Raw genomic sequence first — 16,629 nt, 5'->3', positions numbered from 1 at the left:
AGGGAGATACATCCATGGTGTTCTGCGGCAAACGCCGTTCCCGGCAGGGCGGATGGAGATAACCGCGCCTTTCGCTCCAGGCCCTGCGGAACGTCGGCCTCCGCCCGGGGAAGAGCGGGCATGTCACCGCGGCCGCTCTCGTGCTCCTGCGCGCCGGACACGATCGCGCCACCTGATCACCGAACGCGAGGAGCCGTCGTGCCGCAGGGCGCGCCGCCGACCTGCCGGGGTGTGCCGGTCCGCGCCCAGGCCTGCTGGACGGTCCTGTAGTCGGTCACGACGATCCCCTCCCGCCGGATGAGTTCGCGTGCCTCCGGCGATGTCAGGAACTCGTAGTCGGTCCGGCGTACGCGCCAACCGCCGTCGATCGCCCGCGACTCCTCGTTGCCCAGGCCGGGATGCACCGCCCACTCGCTCAGGCCGGCCGGCAGGTCGCGCAGCAGCTCGGCGTACCGCGCCGCCTTGCCGTCGACGTCGAGACCGAAACTGTCCAGGAAGTCGTTGTCGGTGACCGGCAGGCCCCGCCGTCGCGCCTTCCGGCGTCCGGGTTCGAGCCAGACCCGCACCGCCAGGCCGTACTCCTCGGCCAGCGCCACGGTCAGGTCGAAGATGTCGTCACGTCCCCCGTCGGCCAGGCAGTGCCAGTCCAGATGGGTCGGCGCCAGCCCGGTGCCGACCACGGCGTCGACCTGTGCGCGGAACTCGAGCTCCACCTCGTCCAGACGAGCCCGGGCGAGAAGCTCGGGAACCTGGGCGGGCGTGAACAGCTCACCCGTCTCGTCGAGCAGCGAGGTCACCTTCTCCTTCGCGGTCAGCGGCCCCCACCGGTAGTGGGTCGTGTCGCAGAACAGGGTGAGGTGGATCCCGAACGGGATCTCCGGCCGCCGGCGAAGCAGGTGCATGGCGTGCGGCGCCCACGGGCACGGCACCATCAGGCTGCACGAACTGGCGATCCCCTGCTCGATCGAGTCGACGACCGCGGCGTTGATCGCGTGGTACATCCCGAAGTCGTCGTTGTTCACGATGAGCACCCGGGCGTCGGGAGGGAAACCCAGCAGCTCGCTCGACAGAACCGAGGGAGTGGCGGGCTCGAAGGCGTGGTCATCCATAGCCGCAGCGTGCAGGAGTGGTGAAGGGCACGTCCAGGCAATTGTCGCGAACGGCCTGTTGTGAACGGTCTCGGCCCGCCCCGGCGGTTCCCGGATCACCGGCGATCTCCCGCGGAGCCGGTGGGAGGTGGCGGACACCGCTCCCCACCGGCTCCGGAAGACGAACCCTCACGGCTTCACACGGGTCAGGGCCTCTCGATCTGGGCGGGCGGCGTCCCCTCGGGCTTGGGAACGCGGATCGTGTCGGAGGGCCGGTCTCCCCTGTTGCGCGCGAGCGCGGTGGGATAGCAGTCGTAATAGCAGTAGTAGCGGTCGCAGTAGCGCAGGAAACAGATCCAGCCGGCCTCCGCCGTCCGCTCGCAGACGGCCGCCGGAGCCGCCCGGGACGACGCGGCGTGCGCACCGGCCGCCGGGAGGCCGACGAGCAGCCCGGCACCGGCCAGGACCGCGCCGGCCAAAACAACGCCGGCGTCGCGAATGAAGATGTTCATGATCCTCCTCGGTCACGTACGGGACACGACAAGGACGAACGTAATCATTCGACTACACAGAGTCACGTAACCGATCGGCACGTGTCGGGCGTTCCCGGCCGCCGGCGGGTGGCCGGACCGGGGCGGGTGAGTCACATCTCCGCGACCTGGGGGACCGCCACCGAGCGCCGGGCGATGGAGCGTACGATCTCGCCGGTGCGCACGGCGGTCATGGACAGCAGCGACGAGGCGATCCCGTGGCTGCCCTCGGTGGCCCCCTGGAGGTAGACGCCCCAGGTCTGACCGGGGTCGGTGGCGATCCGGTAGTCGCGCTCCACGAGCAGCTCGCCCGCCTCGCCCGTGTGGCAGTGCTTGCGCGCCTCGCCGAGCAGGTCGAGGGGGTTGCGCTCGCGGTAGCCGGTCGCGCAGACGACCGCGTCGGCCTCGATCGTGCTCACCTCGCCCGTGGGCAGGAAGCACATCCGGACCCGGGCGGTGTCGCCGTCGTCGTGCACGTCGAGCAGGCGGGAGGCGTTCAGCATGCGCAGCCGCTGGACCCCGGCGACCTTCTCGGCGTAGGAGCGCCGGTAGAGCTCGTCGATCAGGTCGAGGTCCACCACCGAGTAGTTGGTGTTGCGGGAGTAGGCGAACAGCATGCGCTTCACGTCTTCGGGCGCGGTGAAGAAGTGGTCGACGGCCTCCGGGTCGAAGATGCGGTTGGCGAAGGGGCTGTCGTCGGCCGGCGAGTAGCCGTACCGGGTGAAGACGGCACAGACCTCCGCGGAGGGATAGGTGCGGTGCAGGTGCTCGACGGTCTCGGCCGCGCTCTGCCCGGCGCCGACCACGACGAACCGCCCGGGCTCGCGCCCGCCGAGGGCCTCGAGCCGGGACAGCAGCTCCTCGGTGTGCCAGACCCGCTCGCCCTGCCGCACGCCGTCGGGAAGCACGGGGTCGAGGCCGACCGCGATCACGAGGTTGCGGGTCAGGCAGGTGTGCAGCTCGTCGCCGTGCTGCACGACGACCTCGAGGGTGTCGTCGTCGTGCGGGCGCACCGCGACGACCTCGGAGTCGTAGCGCACCAGGCCGGCGAAGGAGGCGGCGGCCCACTCCAGGTAGTCGTGGAACTCCAGCCTGGTGGGGAACATGGTCTTGTGGTTGATGAAGTCGACCAGCCTCCCCTTCTCCTGCAGGTAGGACAGGAAGGAGTAGGAGCTGGTGGGGTTGCGCAGGGTGACCAGGTCCTTGAGGAAGTGGACCTGCATCGTGGCGCCCTCGATGAGCATGTTGCGGTGCCAGCCGAACCTCGGTTGCCTCTCGAAGAAGACCGCGTTCACGCCGGCGCCGTACTCCTCCTCCAGGGCCACCGCGAGCGCGAGGTTGGACGGGCCGAAACCGATGCCCACGACGTCATAGACCGGGCTCGACATGTTCGCCTCTCACGTACTGAAGGGATGGTCCCCCCGCGGCCGGGCGGCGGCGGGGGGCGGCATCGAACAGGATGGAACGGGATCGGACGGGGTGGTTCAGGCCCCGCCGGCGGCCTTGGCGGCCTTGGCGACCTGGGGCACGACCTGGTCGATCACGTACGGGACGGCCAGCGGCGTCGGCGTGCGCAGCGGCCAGAACGCCTTGAGGTCGAGCGGCACGTAGGAGCCGCGCTTGACCACGTCGAGGCCGGCGAACAGCTGGTTGGCCTCGATCTTCTTCTGGGTGGCCGCGTCGTCGTTGTAGTGGCTGAGCAGCAGGTCGACGTCGAGGACCCCGACCTTCTCCATGCTCAGCTCGGCCGCGAAGCCCTCGCCGGGAAGCGCCTTGACCTCCTCGGGCAGCTCGAGCCCGAACTGGCCGAAGAGCTGGACGCTGATGTCGGTGTCGGACTTCATCACGCCGATGTTGCCGGAGGGGAAGACGCTGGTCAGCGCGAACTTCTTGCCGTCCAGCTCGGGGTGGGTGGTCTTGACCGAGGCGATCTTCGCCTCGACGTCGCCGACGAGCTTCTCCCCCTCGTCGGCCTTGCCGACCGCCTTGGCGACCTGGCGGGCCACCACCTGCCACGAGTCCTGCGCGGGGCCGGTCTCGTAGGCGGTCGTCGGCGCGAGCTGGGAGAGGTTGGCGTACTCCTTGTCGATGTAGTAGTCGCCGCCCGCGAGGATCAGGTCGGGCTTGAGCGAGGCGATCTGCTCCAGCGAGAAGCCCGCCTCTCCGGCCTTCAGCAGCGTCGGCTTGGTGCCGGAGATCTTCGGGGCGGTCCAGGGGGCGAGCCCGTCGGGCTGGACTCCGGTCAGCTCCGCCATGGCGACCGGCTGCACGCCCAGGGCGAGCAGGGTGTCCTGGTCGACCTCGCCGAGGGCGACGATGCGCTGGGGGGCGGACTCGATCGTGGTGGTGCCGAGCTTGTGCTTGATGGTGACCGGGAATCCGGCGGTCTGGGTCGCGGGGGCGTTCGCGGCGGCCTGTTCGGCCCCGCCGCTCTCGCCGGCGCACGCGCCCACCAGGCCGAGGCCCAGCAGCAGCGTTCCGGTCGCGGCCAGGCGGCGCATTGTGTCGCGCATGAGTATGGGTTCCTTCCAAAGCCCGGGAGGGCTGTCAGTTTTAGGTTAGCCTTCCCTAACCTAACAATCTTTGACGGTTGTGGGAAGCGCCTCATTCCAGGCGGTTCATGAGTTCTGCCACGGTTTGGGCTGTCATGAGGGTCGCGACCTTCACTCCGGCGCAGCCCGGCTCCCGCCGGATGCGGCGCACCAGCTGCATGACGAGCAGCGAGTGCCCGCCCAGGTCGAAGAAGTTGTCGTGCGGGCCGACCGCGTCCACCTCCAGGACCTCGGCGAACGCCCGGCACAGCATCGCCTCGCGGTCGTCGTCGCGCCGGGCCGCGCCGTCGCGGCCGTCGCCGGTCCCGGTGCCGGTGCCGGTGCCGGTGCCGGTGCCGGTGACCGTACGGGCCGTGAGCGTGACGGGCAGGTCGCCCAGGCGCGCCTCGGGGTCGGCCGCGACGGCCTCCAGCACGCCGACGAGCGCCCCGATCATCGTGTCGATCGTGGCCGGGTCGAACAGGTCGGCCGAGTAGTCGACGACGAGGTGGAGCTCCTCCCCCCGCTCCCGGAAGATGAAGTCGAGGTCGAACTTCGCCGCGGGCGGGCTGAAGAGCGCCTCCCGCTGCCGCAGCCCCGGGAAGCGGACGTCGCCCATGGCCTGGTTCTCGTAGCCGACCATCACCTGGAACAGCGGATTCCTGCCGGGCACCCGGGGGGGCCGCAGCGCCTCGACGAGCGCCTCGAACGGCAGGTCCTGGTTGGCGAGCCCGGCCAGGTCGGTGTCGCGGACGCGGGCGAGCAACTCGGCGAAGGAGGGGTCCCCCGAGGCGTCGGCGCGCAGCACGAGCGTGTTGACGAAGAAGCCGACCAGGTCGCCGGCCGCCTCGTCGGTACGGCCCGCGACGGGGCTGCCCAGCGGGATGTCCTCCCCCGCGCCCGCGCGGTGCAGCAGCGCGGCGACCGCGCTCTGGCAGACCATGAACATGCTGGCCTGGGCGCCGCGCGCCAGCTCGCGGAGCCGCTCGACCAGCGAGGCGGGCAGCCGCCTGGTCGTGGTCCCGCCGCGCTGGCCGACGGTGGCGGGCCTGGGCCGGTCCACCGGCAGCGGGATCTCCTCCGGCATGCCCGACAGCGCCTTGGCCCAGTAGTCGAGCTGGCGGGCGTGCAGACTGCCCGGGTCGACGGGGTCGCCGAGCAGCTCACGCTGCCAGAGCGTGTAGTCGGCGTACTGCACGGCGGGCGGCTTCCACTCCGGCATGTCCTCGGGTGCCGTCCCGTCCAGCCGCGCGGCGTAGGCGCGCGCCACGTCCCCGGCGAACGGCCCGAAGGACCACTCGTCGAACGCGATGTGGTGGAACACGGCGAGCAGCAGGTGCTCGTCCTCCCCCTCCGGGATGAGCGCGACCCGCAGCGGGATCTCGGTGGCGAGGTCGAACGGCCGCGCGATCACCTCCTCGGGCGGGCAGGTGGTGATCTCCAGGACCGGCCGCGCCCGCTCCGGCGGCAGGATCCGCTGGTAGGGCACGCCCTCGTGCTCGGCGAAGACGGTGCGCAGGCTCTCGTGCCTGGCCGTCACGTCGCCGATCGCGGCGCGCAGCGCGTCCACGTCCAGCTCGCCGCTCAGGTGCACGGCGAGCGGCAGGTGGTACGCCTCGCGGGGGCCGTCGTCCTCGCGCAGGATCTGGTCGATCAGCCAGAGCCTGCGCTGCGCGTACGACAGCGGGACGCGCTCGGGCCGCTCCCTGGGCGCCAGCGGGGGCCTGAGCGTGGCACCGGCCCGGTCGTGCAGCCGGGTGGCCAGCTCGGCGACGTTCGGCGCCTCGAACAGGTCGCGGATCGCGAGCTCGGTGCGCAGCACCGCGCGCACCCTGCCGACCAGCCGGGTCGCCAGCAGCGAGTGCCCGCCCAGGTCGAAGAAGCCGTCGTCGATGCCGACGCCCGAGACGTCGAGCACCTCGCCGAACAGGGTGCACAGCAGGTGTTCCACCGCGGTCCTGGCGGCGCGGCCCGACCCGCGCGGGCCCTGCCGGTCGGGGGCGGGCAGCGCCCGCCGGTCCAGCTTGCCGTTGACGGTCAGCGGCAGCGCGTCCAGCGTGACCACCGCGCTCGGCACCATGTAGCCGGGCAGCCGCCTCTTGAGCCCCTCGCGCACCCGCGCGGCGAGCGCCCCGTGGTCGCGGGCCGCCGCCGGGTTGTTCGCGTACGACGCGGGCCTGCGGTCCGGGTCCGCCGGCAGGAAGGCGGCCCCTCCGCCGAAGACGGCGTCGTAGTGGCCGACCTCGTCCGAGGGGGTGGTCACCACGCCGGGGTCGAGCGCGTACAGCAGCTCGGGCTCGATCCCCTCCGCCGGTGCCCGCAGCAGCTCGCGCGCCTCCCGGTGGGAGGCGCCGCCCTCCAGCGCGCGCAGCGCGGCGAGCTCGGCCGACAGCCTGGGGTCGGGGACGGCGCGCACCCGGAGCGGCCCGGAGCGGCCGGACAGGCGGGCCGCCAGGTCGTCGGCTCCGGCCCAGTCCACGACCGGGGTCTCGGCGGGCGCCGCGGCGGGCGACTTCCAGAGGGTCACGTCGTAGCGGTGCCTGCTGAGCTCGTTGTGGTGGACGCCCCGCTTGGTCCGGACCTCCACCCGCGCGGCCAGGCCGAGGGAGGCGAAGAACGCGGGGTCGAGGAGGAGCTCCTTCTCCATCCGCACGGCCCGGTCGATCGCCGCCGTACCGGTGCCGTCGTCGCTTCCCCGTCCGAGCTGGATGGCCGCGTGCAGGAGGCGCACCGACCGCAGGTCGCGCACGTCGCCGACGAACACCGCGCCGCCGGGGGCGAGCAGGTCCATCGCGGCGGCGATCACGTCGGCGAGGTATCCGGCGCTCGGGAAGTACTGGACCACCGAGTTGACGACGATCGTGTCGAAGTGGCCGGCGGGCAGGCCGGTGGTGTCGTGCGCGGCCTGGCAGCTCAGGCGCACCGGCGAGCCGGGGCCGAGGTCGGCCCGCAGCTTGGCGATGACGGGGGCCGCGAAGTCGGTGCCCCAGTACTCCTCGCGGCCGGGGGCCAGGCGCGACAGCAGCAGGCCGGTGCCGACGCCGATCTCCAGCACCCGCCTGGGCCCGAGGTCCTCGATGCGGGCCACGGTGGTCTCGCGCCACTCGCGCATGTGCTCCAGCGGGATGGGCGAGCCGTCGTAGCTGCTGTCCCAGCCCGCGAAGTCCTCGGCGTGGACGGCGGTGCCGATCTCGGTGTACTCGGCGTCGTAGATCTGCCGCCACTCGGCCAGGTGCTCGCGCTCGGCGTCGGGGCGCGCGGCGCCGTCGGGCACCACGTAGCCGATGAGGCGCTTCACCCCGGGCACCTCGGTGCCGGCGGCGATGACGGCGGCCTGCCCGACCCCGGGCTCGGCGGCCAGCGCGGTCTCGACCTCCTCCAGCTCGACCCGGTAACCGCGGATCTTCACCTGCTCGTCGGTACGGCCCAGGAAGTCGATGTTGCCGTCCGGGCGCACCCGTACGAGGTCGCCGGTGCGGTACATCCGGCCGCCGCCGAACGGGTCGGCGACGAAGCGTTCCGCGGTCAGGCCCGGCCGGTCGAGGTAGCCCCGGGCCAGGCCGGCCCCGGCGATGTAGAGCTCTCCCGGTGCGCCGGGCGGGACCGGGCGCAGCCAGCCGTCGAGCACGTAGCCCCGGGTGTTCCAGATCGGCTTGCCGACCGTGGGCGTGGCGCTGTCCTCGGTGCCGCCGCCCAGCGTGTTGATGGTGTACTCGGTCGGGCCGTAGAGGTTGTAGCCCAGCACCCCCTCGGCCTCCGCGAGCCGGTCCCACACGGCCGCCGGGACGGCCTCGCCGCCCAGCAGCACGAGCGGCGGGCGGTGCTCGCCGTCGAGCAGTCCCTCCTCCAGCAGCTGCTGCGCGTAGGTCGGCGTCACGTTGATGACGTCGATCCGGTGGCGCCGCAGGTACTCGGTGAGCGCCTCGGCGTCGCGCCGCAGCTCCTCGTCGCACACGTGCACCTCGTGGCCCTCGATGAGCCAGAGCAGCTCCTCCCACGACATGTCGAAGGAGAACGACACGGTGTGCGCGATCCGCAGCCGCCGCCCGGCGGAGGCCACCACCGGGTCGAAGATGTTGGCCCGGTGGTTGAACTGCATGTTGGTCAGGCCCCGGTAGGGGGTGACCACGCCCTTGGGACGCCCGGTGGACCCGGAGGTGTAGATCACGTACGCCGGGTGCTCCAGCCGTCCCGGCACGTCCCTGCCGAAGCCGGGCAGCTCCTCCGCCGTCAGCCCGGTGCCGGGCAGGCCCGCCAGCGTCTCCCGCACGGCGGGGTCGTCGAGCAGGATCGAGGAACCGGGGTTCGCCAGCCCGGCGGCGATGTCGCGGTGCGAGACCAGGCAGGCGGGGGCGGCGTCGGCCAGCATGAAGTCGAGCCGGTCGGCCGGGTAGTCCAGCTCCAGGGGAAGGTAGGCGGCGCCCGTCTTGAGCACCGCGAACAGCGCGACGACCATCTCGGCGGAGCGGGGCAGCGCGAGGGCGACGACCCGTTCCGGACCGGCGCCGTGCGCCTTCAGCAGCCGGGCCAGGCGGTTGGCCGCCGCGTCCAGCTCGGCGTAGGTGAGCCGCGTGTCGGGCTGGGAGACCAGGGCGAGCTCGTCCGGGGTGCGCGCGGCCTGCTCGGCGAGCAGCTCGGCGATGGTCAGGTCGGGGACGGACCGCTCGGCCTCGGCCCAGTCGCGGCGCAGGCCCTCGTGCTCGTCGGGCAGGAGCAGGTCGAGCCGGTGGCAGGGGGTGTCGGGCGCGGCGGCGAGGGTCTCCAGGACGCGCACGTACCGGTCGGTGAGCCGTTCGGCCTCGGCCTCGGTGAAGGCGTCGCCCCGGTACATGACGCGCAGGCCCGCGCCGGGCTCGACGACCATGGTGACCGGGTAGTGGGTCGCGTCGCGGACCTGGCGGCCGGTCACCCGCACGTCGCCGCCGGGGCCGAACCCGCGCCCGGTGGGCATGCCGGGGAAGTTCTGGAACACGAAGAGGGTGTCGAAGAGGGTGCCGAGGCCCGTCACCCGCTGCACGTCGGCGAGCGCGACGTAGGAGTGGTCGAACAGCTCCGACTGGAACGTCTGCACCCGCTCCAGGACGGTGCGCAGCGGGTCGGCCGCCGAGGCGCGCACCCGGACGGGGACGGTGTTGAACAGCAGGCCGACGACGGACTCGACGCCGTCGACGTCGGGGTGGCGGCCGGACACCGAGACGCCGAAGACCACGTCGTCGCGGCCGGTGAGACCGGCCAGGAGCAGTCCCCAGGCGCTCTCGTACAGGGTGCCGAGGGTGAGGCCGGACTCGCGGGCGAGGGTGCCGAGCCGGGCGGCGAGGTCCTCGGGCAGCGCGCGGTGGATCTCCCCCGCGGTGGCGAGGTCGGCCGGGCGGTCGGCCAGCTCGGGCCGCAGCAGGGTCGGCTCGTCGAGCCCTTCCAGGCTGCGGCCCCACGTCTTGATCGTGGCCTGCCGGTCCTGGGCGTTCACCCAGTCGAGGTAGGCGTGGAAGGGGACGGCGGGCCGGGCCCACTCGGTGCCGGAGTCGGTGTAGAACTCCAGCAGCGAGGTGACCAGCAGGCCGCCCGACCAGCCGTCCAGCAGGATCAGCTCGGAGGTGAGCACCAGCCGGAAGTCGTCCTCGCCCACCCTCGCCAGCGCGAAGCGGATCAGCGGCGGCGCGTCGGGGACGAACGGCCGGGCGCGCTGGGCCTCGACGAACGCCTCCAGCGCCTGCGGGTCACCGGTCTCGGCGTAGGTCCAGTCGACCTCGAAGTGCTCGGGGACGAACTGCACGGTACGGCCGCCGTCGGTGCGGAACCCGGCCCGCAGGTTGGGGAACTTCAGCAGCACCTCGCGCGCGGCCCCGGCCAGCCGGTCGGGGTCGACGGGCCCGGCCAGGGTCACCACGGCCTGCTGGACGTAGATGTCGCGGTCCTCACCGGCGAGCATCAGGTGGAACAGCAGGCCCTCCTGCAGCGGCGACAGCGGCAGCTCGGCCCGTCCCTCCACCGGCCCGCCCGCCACGACCTCGCCGGACAGGACCTCGCCCTCGCCGGGCGGGGTCTCGCCGGACGGGACCGTCACGTCGTCCGCGGGCGCGCCGCCGGAGGGGGCCTTCACGGTGCCGTTCACGGTGCCGGCGGAGGCGGAGAGGTCCGCGACCCCGGCCAGGGCCTCGACGGTACGCAGCCGGAAGACGTCGCGGACGGTGAAGGGGAGGCCCGCGCGGCGGGCGCGTCCCACGAGCAGGGCCGCGCTGATGCTGTCGCCGCCGGTGCGGAAGAAGTCGTCGTCGGCGTTGACGCCGTCCCGCCCGAGGGCCTCGGCGACGAGCCCGGCGATGGCGCGCTCGGCGCCGGTTCGCGGCGCCCGGCCCTCGCGGACGGCGGGCTCGGGCAGCGCGCGCCGGTCGAGCTTGCCGTTGGGGGTGCGCGGCAGCTCGTCGAGGCCGACGAGCACGGAGGGGACGAGATGGTCGGGCAGGATCTCGCCGAGCCCGGCCCGCAGCGCGTCGAGGTCGAGGTCCGGCTCGCCCACGACGTAGCCGACGAGGCGCGGCCCCGAGCGGGCCGCCACGGCCGCCTGGCGCACGCCGGGCCGCGCGGCGAGCACCGCCTCGACCTCTCCCGGCTCGATGCGGAAGCCGCGGATCTTGACCTGGTCGTCGGCCCGGCCCAGGAACTCCAGCGATCCGTCGCGGCGGCGGCGCACCCGGTCGCCGGTGCGGTAGAGCCGCGATCCCGGCGGGCCGAAGGGGTCGGCCACGAACCGCTCCGCGGTGCGGGCCGGGTCGCCGAGATACCCGCGCGCCAGGCCGTCCCCGGCCAGGTAGAGCTCGCCGACCGGGACCTCGCGGAGCCCGGCGTCCAGGACGTACGCCACGGTGTTGGCGATCGGGACGAGCCCGCCGGCGCCCTCGGCGACCAGGCTGTCGCCGGCCGCCTCCGAGCAGCCGTACAGGTTGACCAGGCGGGCGGGGACCCTCGCGGCCAGCGCGGCGGGCAGGGCCTCGCCGCTGCTCACCCACGTGGTGACCGAACCGAGGTTCTCGCGCTCCCCCGCCTCTTCCGTCTCCACGAGCGCGGCCAGCAGGCTCGGCACGACCGTCACCAGGTTCACGTCGTGGCGGCGGATCAGCTCGGCCAGGGCGAGCGCGTCGGTGGCGGTGTCGTCGTCCGCGACGACGACGGTGTCACCGGCGACGAGGCCGCCGAGCAGCTCGGTGCTGCCGTCGATGAAGGCCGGTGAGCTCTTGGCGACCCGCACGCCGGTGGGGGCGAGGCCCGCGCCCCAGGCGAGCCGGTTGGCCAGCGCCCGCTGGGTGCCGACGACGGCCTTGGGGGTCCCGGTGGATCCCGAGGTGAAGATCACGTATGCGGGATGGTCGGGGCGGACCTCGGCCCGGGCGCGGGGCGGGGCGTCCCGCGGCGGCTCGTCGGCGCCGAGGACCAGCAGCGGCCTGGCGGTGCCGAGCATCAGGTCGATCCTGGAGCGCGGGTAGGTCGTGTCGATCGGCAGGTAGGCCGCGCCGGTCTTGAGCACGGCGAGCAGGGCCACGACGAGCTCGGCCGAGCGGGGCAGCGCGATCGCGACGATCTCCTCGGGGCCCGCCCCCGCCGCGGCGAGCCGGTCGGCGAGGGCCTCGGCGCGCTCGTCCAGCTCGGCGTAGGTGAGGGTCGTCGCGCCGCCGGAGACACCGCCGGAGACACCGTCGGTGTCGCCGTCGGTGACACCGCCGGCGACGACGGCCGTGGCGTGCGGGGTGCGCGCCACCTGCGCCTCGATCCGCTGGGCGACGGTGAGCGGGGCGAACGCGCGGGCGGTGTCGGGCCGCGCGAGTCCCTGGGGCGGGGTGCCGAGCGACGACAGGCGTCGCGCCGGGTCCTCGGTGACCTGGTCGAGCAGCGCGCCGAGCTCGGTGAGCATGCCGGTGACGGTCTCGGCGTCGAAGAGGTCCGTGGCGTAGGCGACGAACCCCTCGATCAGCTCCTCGCCCTCGGCGAAGTAGATGTCCAGGTCGAACTTGACGCCGCCGGTCTCGGGCAGGAACGGCTCGGCGCGCACGCCGGGCAGCCGCAGCCGCACGTCCTCCAGCCGCTGGTGGACGATCATCACCTGGAACAGCGGGCTGCGGGCGAGCGAGCGTTCGGGGGCGAGGCGCTCCACGACCTGCTCGAACGGTACGTCCGCGTTGGAGAACGCGGCCAGGTCGGTGTGGCGGACCCGTTCCAGGAGCTCGGTGAAGGTGGGGTCGCCGGTCAGGTCGGTGCGCAGCACGACGAGGTTGACGAACACGCCGACCAGGTCCGCGAGGTCCTCGTCGGGGCGGCCCGCGATGGGCGAGCCGAGCGCCACGTCGTCGCCCGCGCCGGCCCGGTGCAGGAGCGCGGCCACGGCGGCGTGCAGGACCATGAAGACGCTGGTGCCGGTCTCCAGGGCGAGCCGTCGCGCCCCGGCCAGCGGCAGCCGGAACGGCGCCAGCCCGCCCCGGTGGCTCGCCTCGGCGGGACGGGGCCGGTCGGCCGGCGGCGCGCTCTCCTCGGGCAGCCCGCGCAGCGTCCGCTCCCAGAAGTCGAGCTGGCCGGCGGGGGCCGGGGACTCGCTCCGCCAGACGGCGTAGTCGGCGTACTGCACGGGCAGCGGCGCCCAGTCCGGCGCGGTGCCCGCGGTGCGGGCGGTGTAGGCGCGCGACAGGTCGGCGAGCAGCGGGGTGAACGACCACTCGTCGGCGGCGGCGTGGTGCTGGAGCACGACGAGCACAGACTCCTCAGGCTCCTCAGCCTCCTCGGCGGAGACCCGCAGCAGGGTGGCCCGGACGGGCAGGTCGGCCCCGAGGTCGAAGGCGTGCGAGGCGGCCCTCGTCTCGGCCGCGCGCAGCCGTTCCTCCGGCCAGCCGCGCGCGTCCACCACGTCGAAGGCGGCCTCGCCGGTGTCGAGGACGCGCTGGACCGGCAGCCCGTCGGGGCCCTCCTCCAGCAGGGTGCGCAGCGCCTCGTGCCGGGCGACGACGTCGCCGAACGCGGCGCGCAGCGCGTCGACGTCGACCGGCCCGTACAGCCGCAGGCCGAGCGGCAGCGCGTCGGCGGCCGAGGGGCCGCGCAGGCGCTCCTCGAACCAGAAGCCGCGCTGGGCGGGCGAGGCGGGCACGATCGCGGGCCTGGTCACGTCGCGGACCCTCGGCCGGGTGCCCCGTACCAGCCTGGTCGCCAGCGTGGCGACCGTGGGCGCCTCGAAGACGTCGGCGATGGTGAGCTCGGCGTCGAGCGCGGCGCGCACCCGCCCGGCGAGGCGGGTGGCGAGCAGGGAGTGGCCGCCCAGGGCGAAGAAGTCGTCGTCGACGCCCACGGACTCCAGGCCGAGGGTCTCGGCGAAGACCGCGCACAGCGCCGCCTCGCGGTCGTCACGCGGTCCCCGGCTCGACGCCTGGACCTCGGGCGCGGGCAGCGCGGCCCGGTCGAGCTTGCCGTTGACGGTGCGCGGCAGCGCCTCGAGCAGGACCGTCGCCGCGGGAAGCATGTACTCGGGCAGTGCCCCGGCCGCCGCCGCCCGCAGGCCCGCCTCGTCGAGGTCGCCGTCCGGCACGACGTACGCGACCAGACGCTTCTCGCCCGGCGTGTCCTCGCGGACCACGACGGCGGCCTGGGCGACGCCGGGGTGGGCGGCGAGCACGGCCTGCACCTCGGCGGGCTCGATGCGGAAACCGCGGATCTTCACCTGGTCGTCGGTGCGCCCCAGGTACTCCAGCGTCCCGTCGCGGCCCCATCTGGCCAGGTCGCCGGTGCGGTACATGCGCTCGCCGGGCGGGCCGAAGGGGTCGGCGACGAAGCGTTCGGCGGTCAGGCCCGGCCTGCCCGCGTAGCCGCGGGCCAGCTGCGTCCCCGCGAGGTAGAGCTCGCCGGGGACGCCGACCGGGGCCGGGCGCAGCGCGGCGTCCAGGACGTACGCGCGGGTGTTGGGGAACGGCCTGCCGATCCCGGACGACGGCAGCTCGGCGGAGGTCGCCCAGATCGTCGCCTCGGTCGGCCCGTACACGTTGACGGCCGACGCCGCCACCGCGTGCAGGGTCCCGGCGAGCGCGGCCGGGAGGGCCTCGCCGCCGACGAGGACCCGCAGCCCGCGCAGCGCGGACGGGTCCAGCGAGCCCAGCAGCGACGGGGTGCCCTGGACGACGGTCGCCCCGGCGAGCAGCGCGCCCAGCGCCGCCGGTTCGCGCACGGTCTCGCGCCCGGCGAGCACGACGGTCGCGCCGCTGACCAGCGGCACGTACAGCTCCAGCGCGGCGATGTCGAACGCGATCGTGGTCACCGCGACCAGCCGGTCGCCGGCGCCCAGGGCCAGGCGATCCCTCATGGTGAGGAGGAAGGCGGTGAGCGCGGAGTGCGGGACGGCCACGCCCTTGGGCCGGCCGGTCGAGCCCGAGGTGTAGATGACGTACGCCAGGTCGCCGCCCCGGACCGGGCACGACGGCTCTTCTTCGGCGATCGGCTCGGGAAGCGTGCCGGGGGACGCCTCGTCCGGGGTCAGCGTCGCGGTTCCCTGCGGGAGGAGGGCGGCGGTCTCCGGGGTCGCGATCACGCAGAGCGGGGCCGCGTCCCGGAGCATGTAGGCGAGCCGGTCGGCCGGGTGGTCCAGGTCCAGCGGCAGGTAGGCGGCGCCCGACTTCAGCACGGCCAGCAGCGCGACCACCAGGTCGGGGGTGCGGGGCAGGGCCAGCGCGACGACCCCGCCCGGTCCCGCGCCGCGCTCGCGCAGCGTCCGGGCGAGGGCCGAGGCCCGCAGGTCCAGCTCGGCGTAGGTGAGCGTGGCCCCGCCGTCGCCGCCGACGGCGACGGCGCCGGGGGTGCGGGCGGCCTGCTCCTCGAACAGGGAGGTCACCGTCGTGTCCGGGACGGGGCGCGAGGTGTCGTTCCACTCCGCGAGCAGGGCCGACTCGGCCGCGCCGAGCAGCTCCAGGTCGGCGATCCGCAGGTCCGGGCGGCTCACCGCGTCGCCGAGCAGCGTCTCCAGGTGGGCGAGGAGGGCGTCGACGCGCTCGTCGTCGAACAGCTCGCGCCGGAAGGTGGCCTCGACGGTCATCCCGCCGGGCCGGACGAAGGCCTCCAGCGACAGGTCGAAGTGGGTGGTGCCGTTGTGGATGTGCGTCCAGCTCGTGGCGACGCCGGGCAGGTCCAGCTCGCCGATCTCCTGGGCGAGGAACAGCAGCATGGTGTCGAAGAACGGCGAGCCGCCGCGCCTGCGGGCGGGCCGCAGCTCCCGCACGATCGCGTCGTAGGGCAGCGTCCGGTTCGCGAACCCCTCGGTGCAGGTGTCGCGGACCCGGTGCAGGACCTCGCGGAAGGTGGGCGCGCCGGACAGGTCGGTGCGCAGCACGAGGGTGTTGCCGAAGTTCCCGGCCAGCCGCTCGATCTCGGTGTGCTCGCGGTTCATCACGGCCGAGCCGATCGCGATGTCGGTCGCGCCGGTGTAGCGGTGCAGCAGCACCGCGTGCGCGGCGAGCATCACCATGTACGGGGTGAGGTTCTCCCCGGCGGCCAGCTCCCGCATCCCGGCGACGACGGCGTCGTCGAAGCGGCGTGCCCTGCGCCCGCCCCGCTCGGACGCGGTCGCGCCGCGCGGGCGGTCGGCGGGCAGGTCGAGGGGCGCGGGCGGCGGGTCGAGGCGCCGCCGCCAGTAGTCCATCTCCTCCGCCGGGTGCGGGCGGTTCTGCTCCCAGGCGGCGAAGTCGGGATAGTGCACGGTCAGCGTGGGCAGGCCGTGCGGCTCGCCGGAGACGGCGGCGCGGTACAGGGCCGACAGGTCGCGTGACAGCGATCCCCAGGTCATGCCGTCCCAGGCGATGTGGTGCACGACCAGGACCAGGCCGTACGCGTCGTCGCCGAACCGGAGCAGCTCCAGCCGGATCGGCCGGTCGGCGCGCAGGTCGAAGGGGAGCGCCGCGAGCCGCGCGGCGTACGCCTCGGCGTCGGCCTCGGCGCAGTCGCGCACCGGCAGGTCGAGGGAGTCGTCGGCGACGACGTGCTGGAACGGCGTCCCCTCGTCGTTCTCGCCGTAGACGGTGCGCAGCACCGCGTGCCTGCGCAGGAGGGCGCGCAGCGCCTCGCGCAGCGCGCCGGTGTCGAGCGCGCCCGACATGCGTACCAGCAGGCACACGTTGTAGGCGGGGCTGGCGGGGAACGTCCGGTGGTGCAGCCACATGCTCTGCTGCGCGTAGGACAGCGGGGCCGGGCCACCGGAGCGGCGTGGAGTGATGCGGTCCCTGCCGGGGCCGAGCCCCGCCTCGGCCATCATCCGCCGCATCAGTTCGCGCCGCCGTGCGACGTCCTGCTGCTGTTCCCGCACGCTCAACTCTTCCTTCGGGGCCGGGTAGGGCACGCTGTCACGCATTGACACTTAGGTTAGCCTTGCCTCTTAAATCCACACAAGGTTAGCCTTACCTAAATTGATCGGTGTTACCCGGTTTTGCAGAGGGGTGGGTTCGTTGTCCTTTGGTGTCCGCACGG

Annotated in this window: 5 protein-coding genes; all 5 read right to left on the bottom strand. The window is 73.8% G+C overall.

Features of this window, described 5'->3' with window-relative positions; all coding sequences use genetic code 11:
• Positions 1 to 176 precede the first annotated feature (176 nt).
• On the bottom strand, positions 177 to 1,109 hold the full coding sequence (locus AB0F88_RS30150) for a polysaccharide deacetylase family protein (protein ID WP_362691489.1): 933 nt from the start codon (positions 1,107 to 1,109) through the stop codon (positions 177 to 179).
• Between the two features lie 185 nt (positions 1,110 to 1,294).
• Positions 1,295 to 1,600, bottom strand: a complete 306-nt coding sequence (locus AB0F88_RS30145) for a hypothetical protein (protein ID WP_362691486.1) — start codon at positions 1,598 to 1,600, stop codon at positions 1,295 to 1,297.
• Positions 1,601 to 1,731: 131 nt separating this feature from the next.
• Positions 1,732 to 3,006: a lysine N(6)-hydroxylase/L-ornithine N(5)-oxygenase family protein gene (locus tag AB0F88_RS30140; RefSeq protein ID WP_362691483.1), complete on the bottom strand. Its 1,275-nt coding sequence runs from the start codon at positions 3,004 to 3,006 to the stop codon at positions 1,732 to 1,734.
• A 96-nt stretch (positions 3,007 to 3,102) separates the two neighbouring features.
• Positions 3,103 to 4,131 (bottom strand): iron-siderophore ABC transporter substrate-binding protein, encoded by a 1,029-nt coding sequence (locus tag AB0F88_RS30135; protein WP_362691480.1) that lies wholly within the window; start codon positions 4,129 to 4,131, stop codon positions 3,103 to 3,105.
• 91 nt (positions 4,132 to 4,222) lie between these two features.
• Entirely contained in the window at positions 4,223 to 16,513 is a 12,291-nt protein-coding gene (locus tag AB0F88_RS30130) for an amino acid adenylation domain-containing protein (protein ID WP_362691477.1), read from the bottom strand.
• Positions 16,514 to 16,629 lie beyond the last annotated feature (116 nt).

The sequence above is a fragment of the Streptosporangium sp. NPDC023963 genome (genome assembly GCF_040639135.1).
Classification (GTDB): Bacteria; Actinomycetota; Actinomycetes; order Streptosporangiales; family Streptosporangiaceae; genus Streptosporangium.
This window is presented reverse-complemented; position numbering and strand designations above follow the sequence as displayed.

What these genes read in the sequence shown, in the direction of transcription:
- AB0F88_RS30130 (WP_362691477.1), bottom strand. Translation starts at nt 16,513, where the DNA reads ATGCGTGACAGCGTGCCCTACCCGGCCCCGAAGGAAGAGTTGAGCGTG.
- AB0F88_RS30135 (WP_362691480.1), bottom strand. Translation starts at nt 4,131, where the DNA reads ATGCGCGACACAATGCGCCGCCTGGCCGCGACCGGAACGCTGCTGCTG.
- AB0F88_RS30150 (WP_362691489.1), bottom strand. Translation starts at nt 1,109, where the DNA reads ATGGATGACCACGCCTTCGAGCCCGCCACTCCCTCGGTTCTGTCGAGC.
- AB0F88_RS30145 (WP_362691486.1), bottom strand. Translation starts at nt 1,600, where the DNA reads ATGAACATCTTCATTCGCGACGCCGGCGTTGTTTTGGCCGGCGCGGTC.
- AB0F88_RS30140 (WP_362691483.1), bottom strand. Translation starts at nt 3,006, where the DNA reads ATGTCGAGCCCGGTCTATGACGTCGTGGGCATCGGTTTCGGCCCGTCC.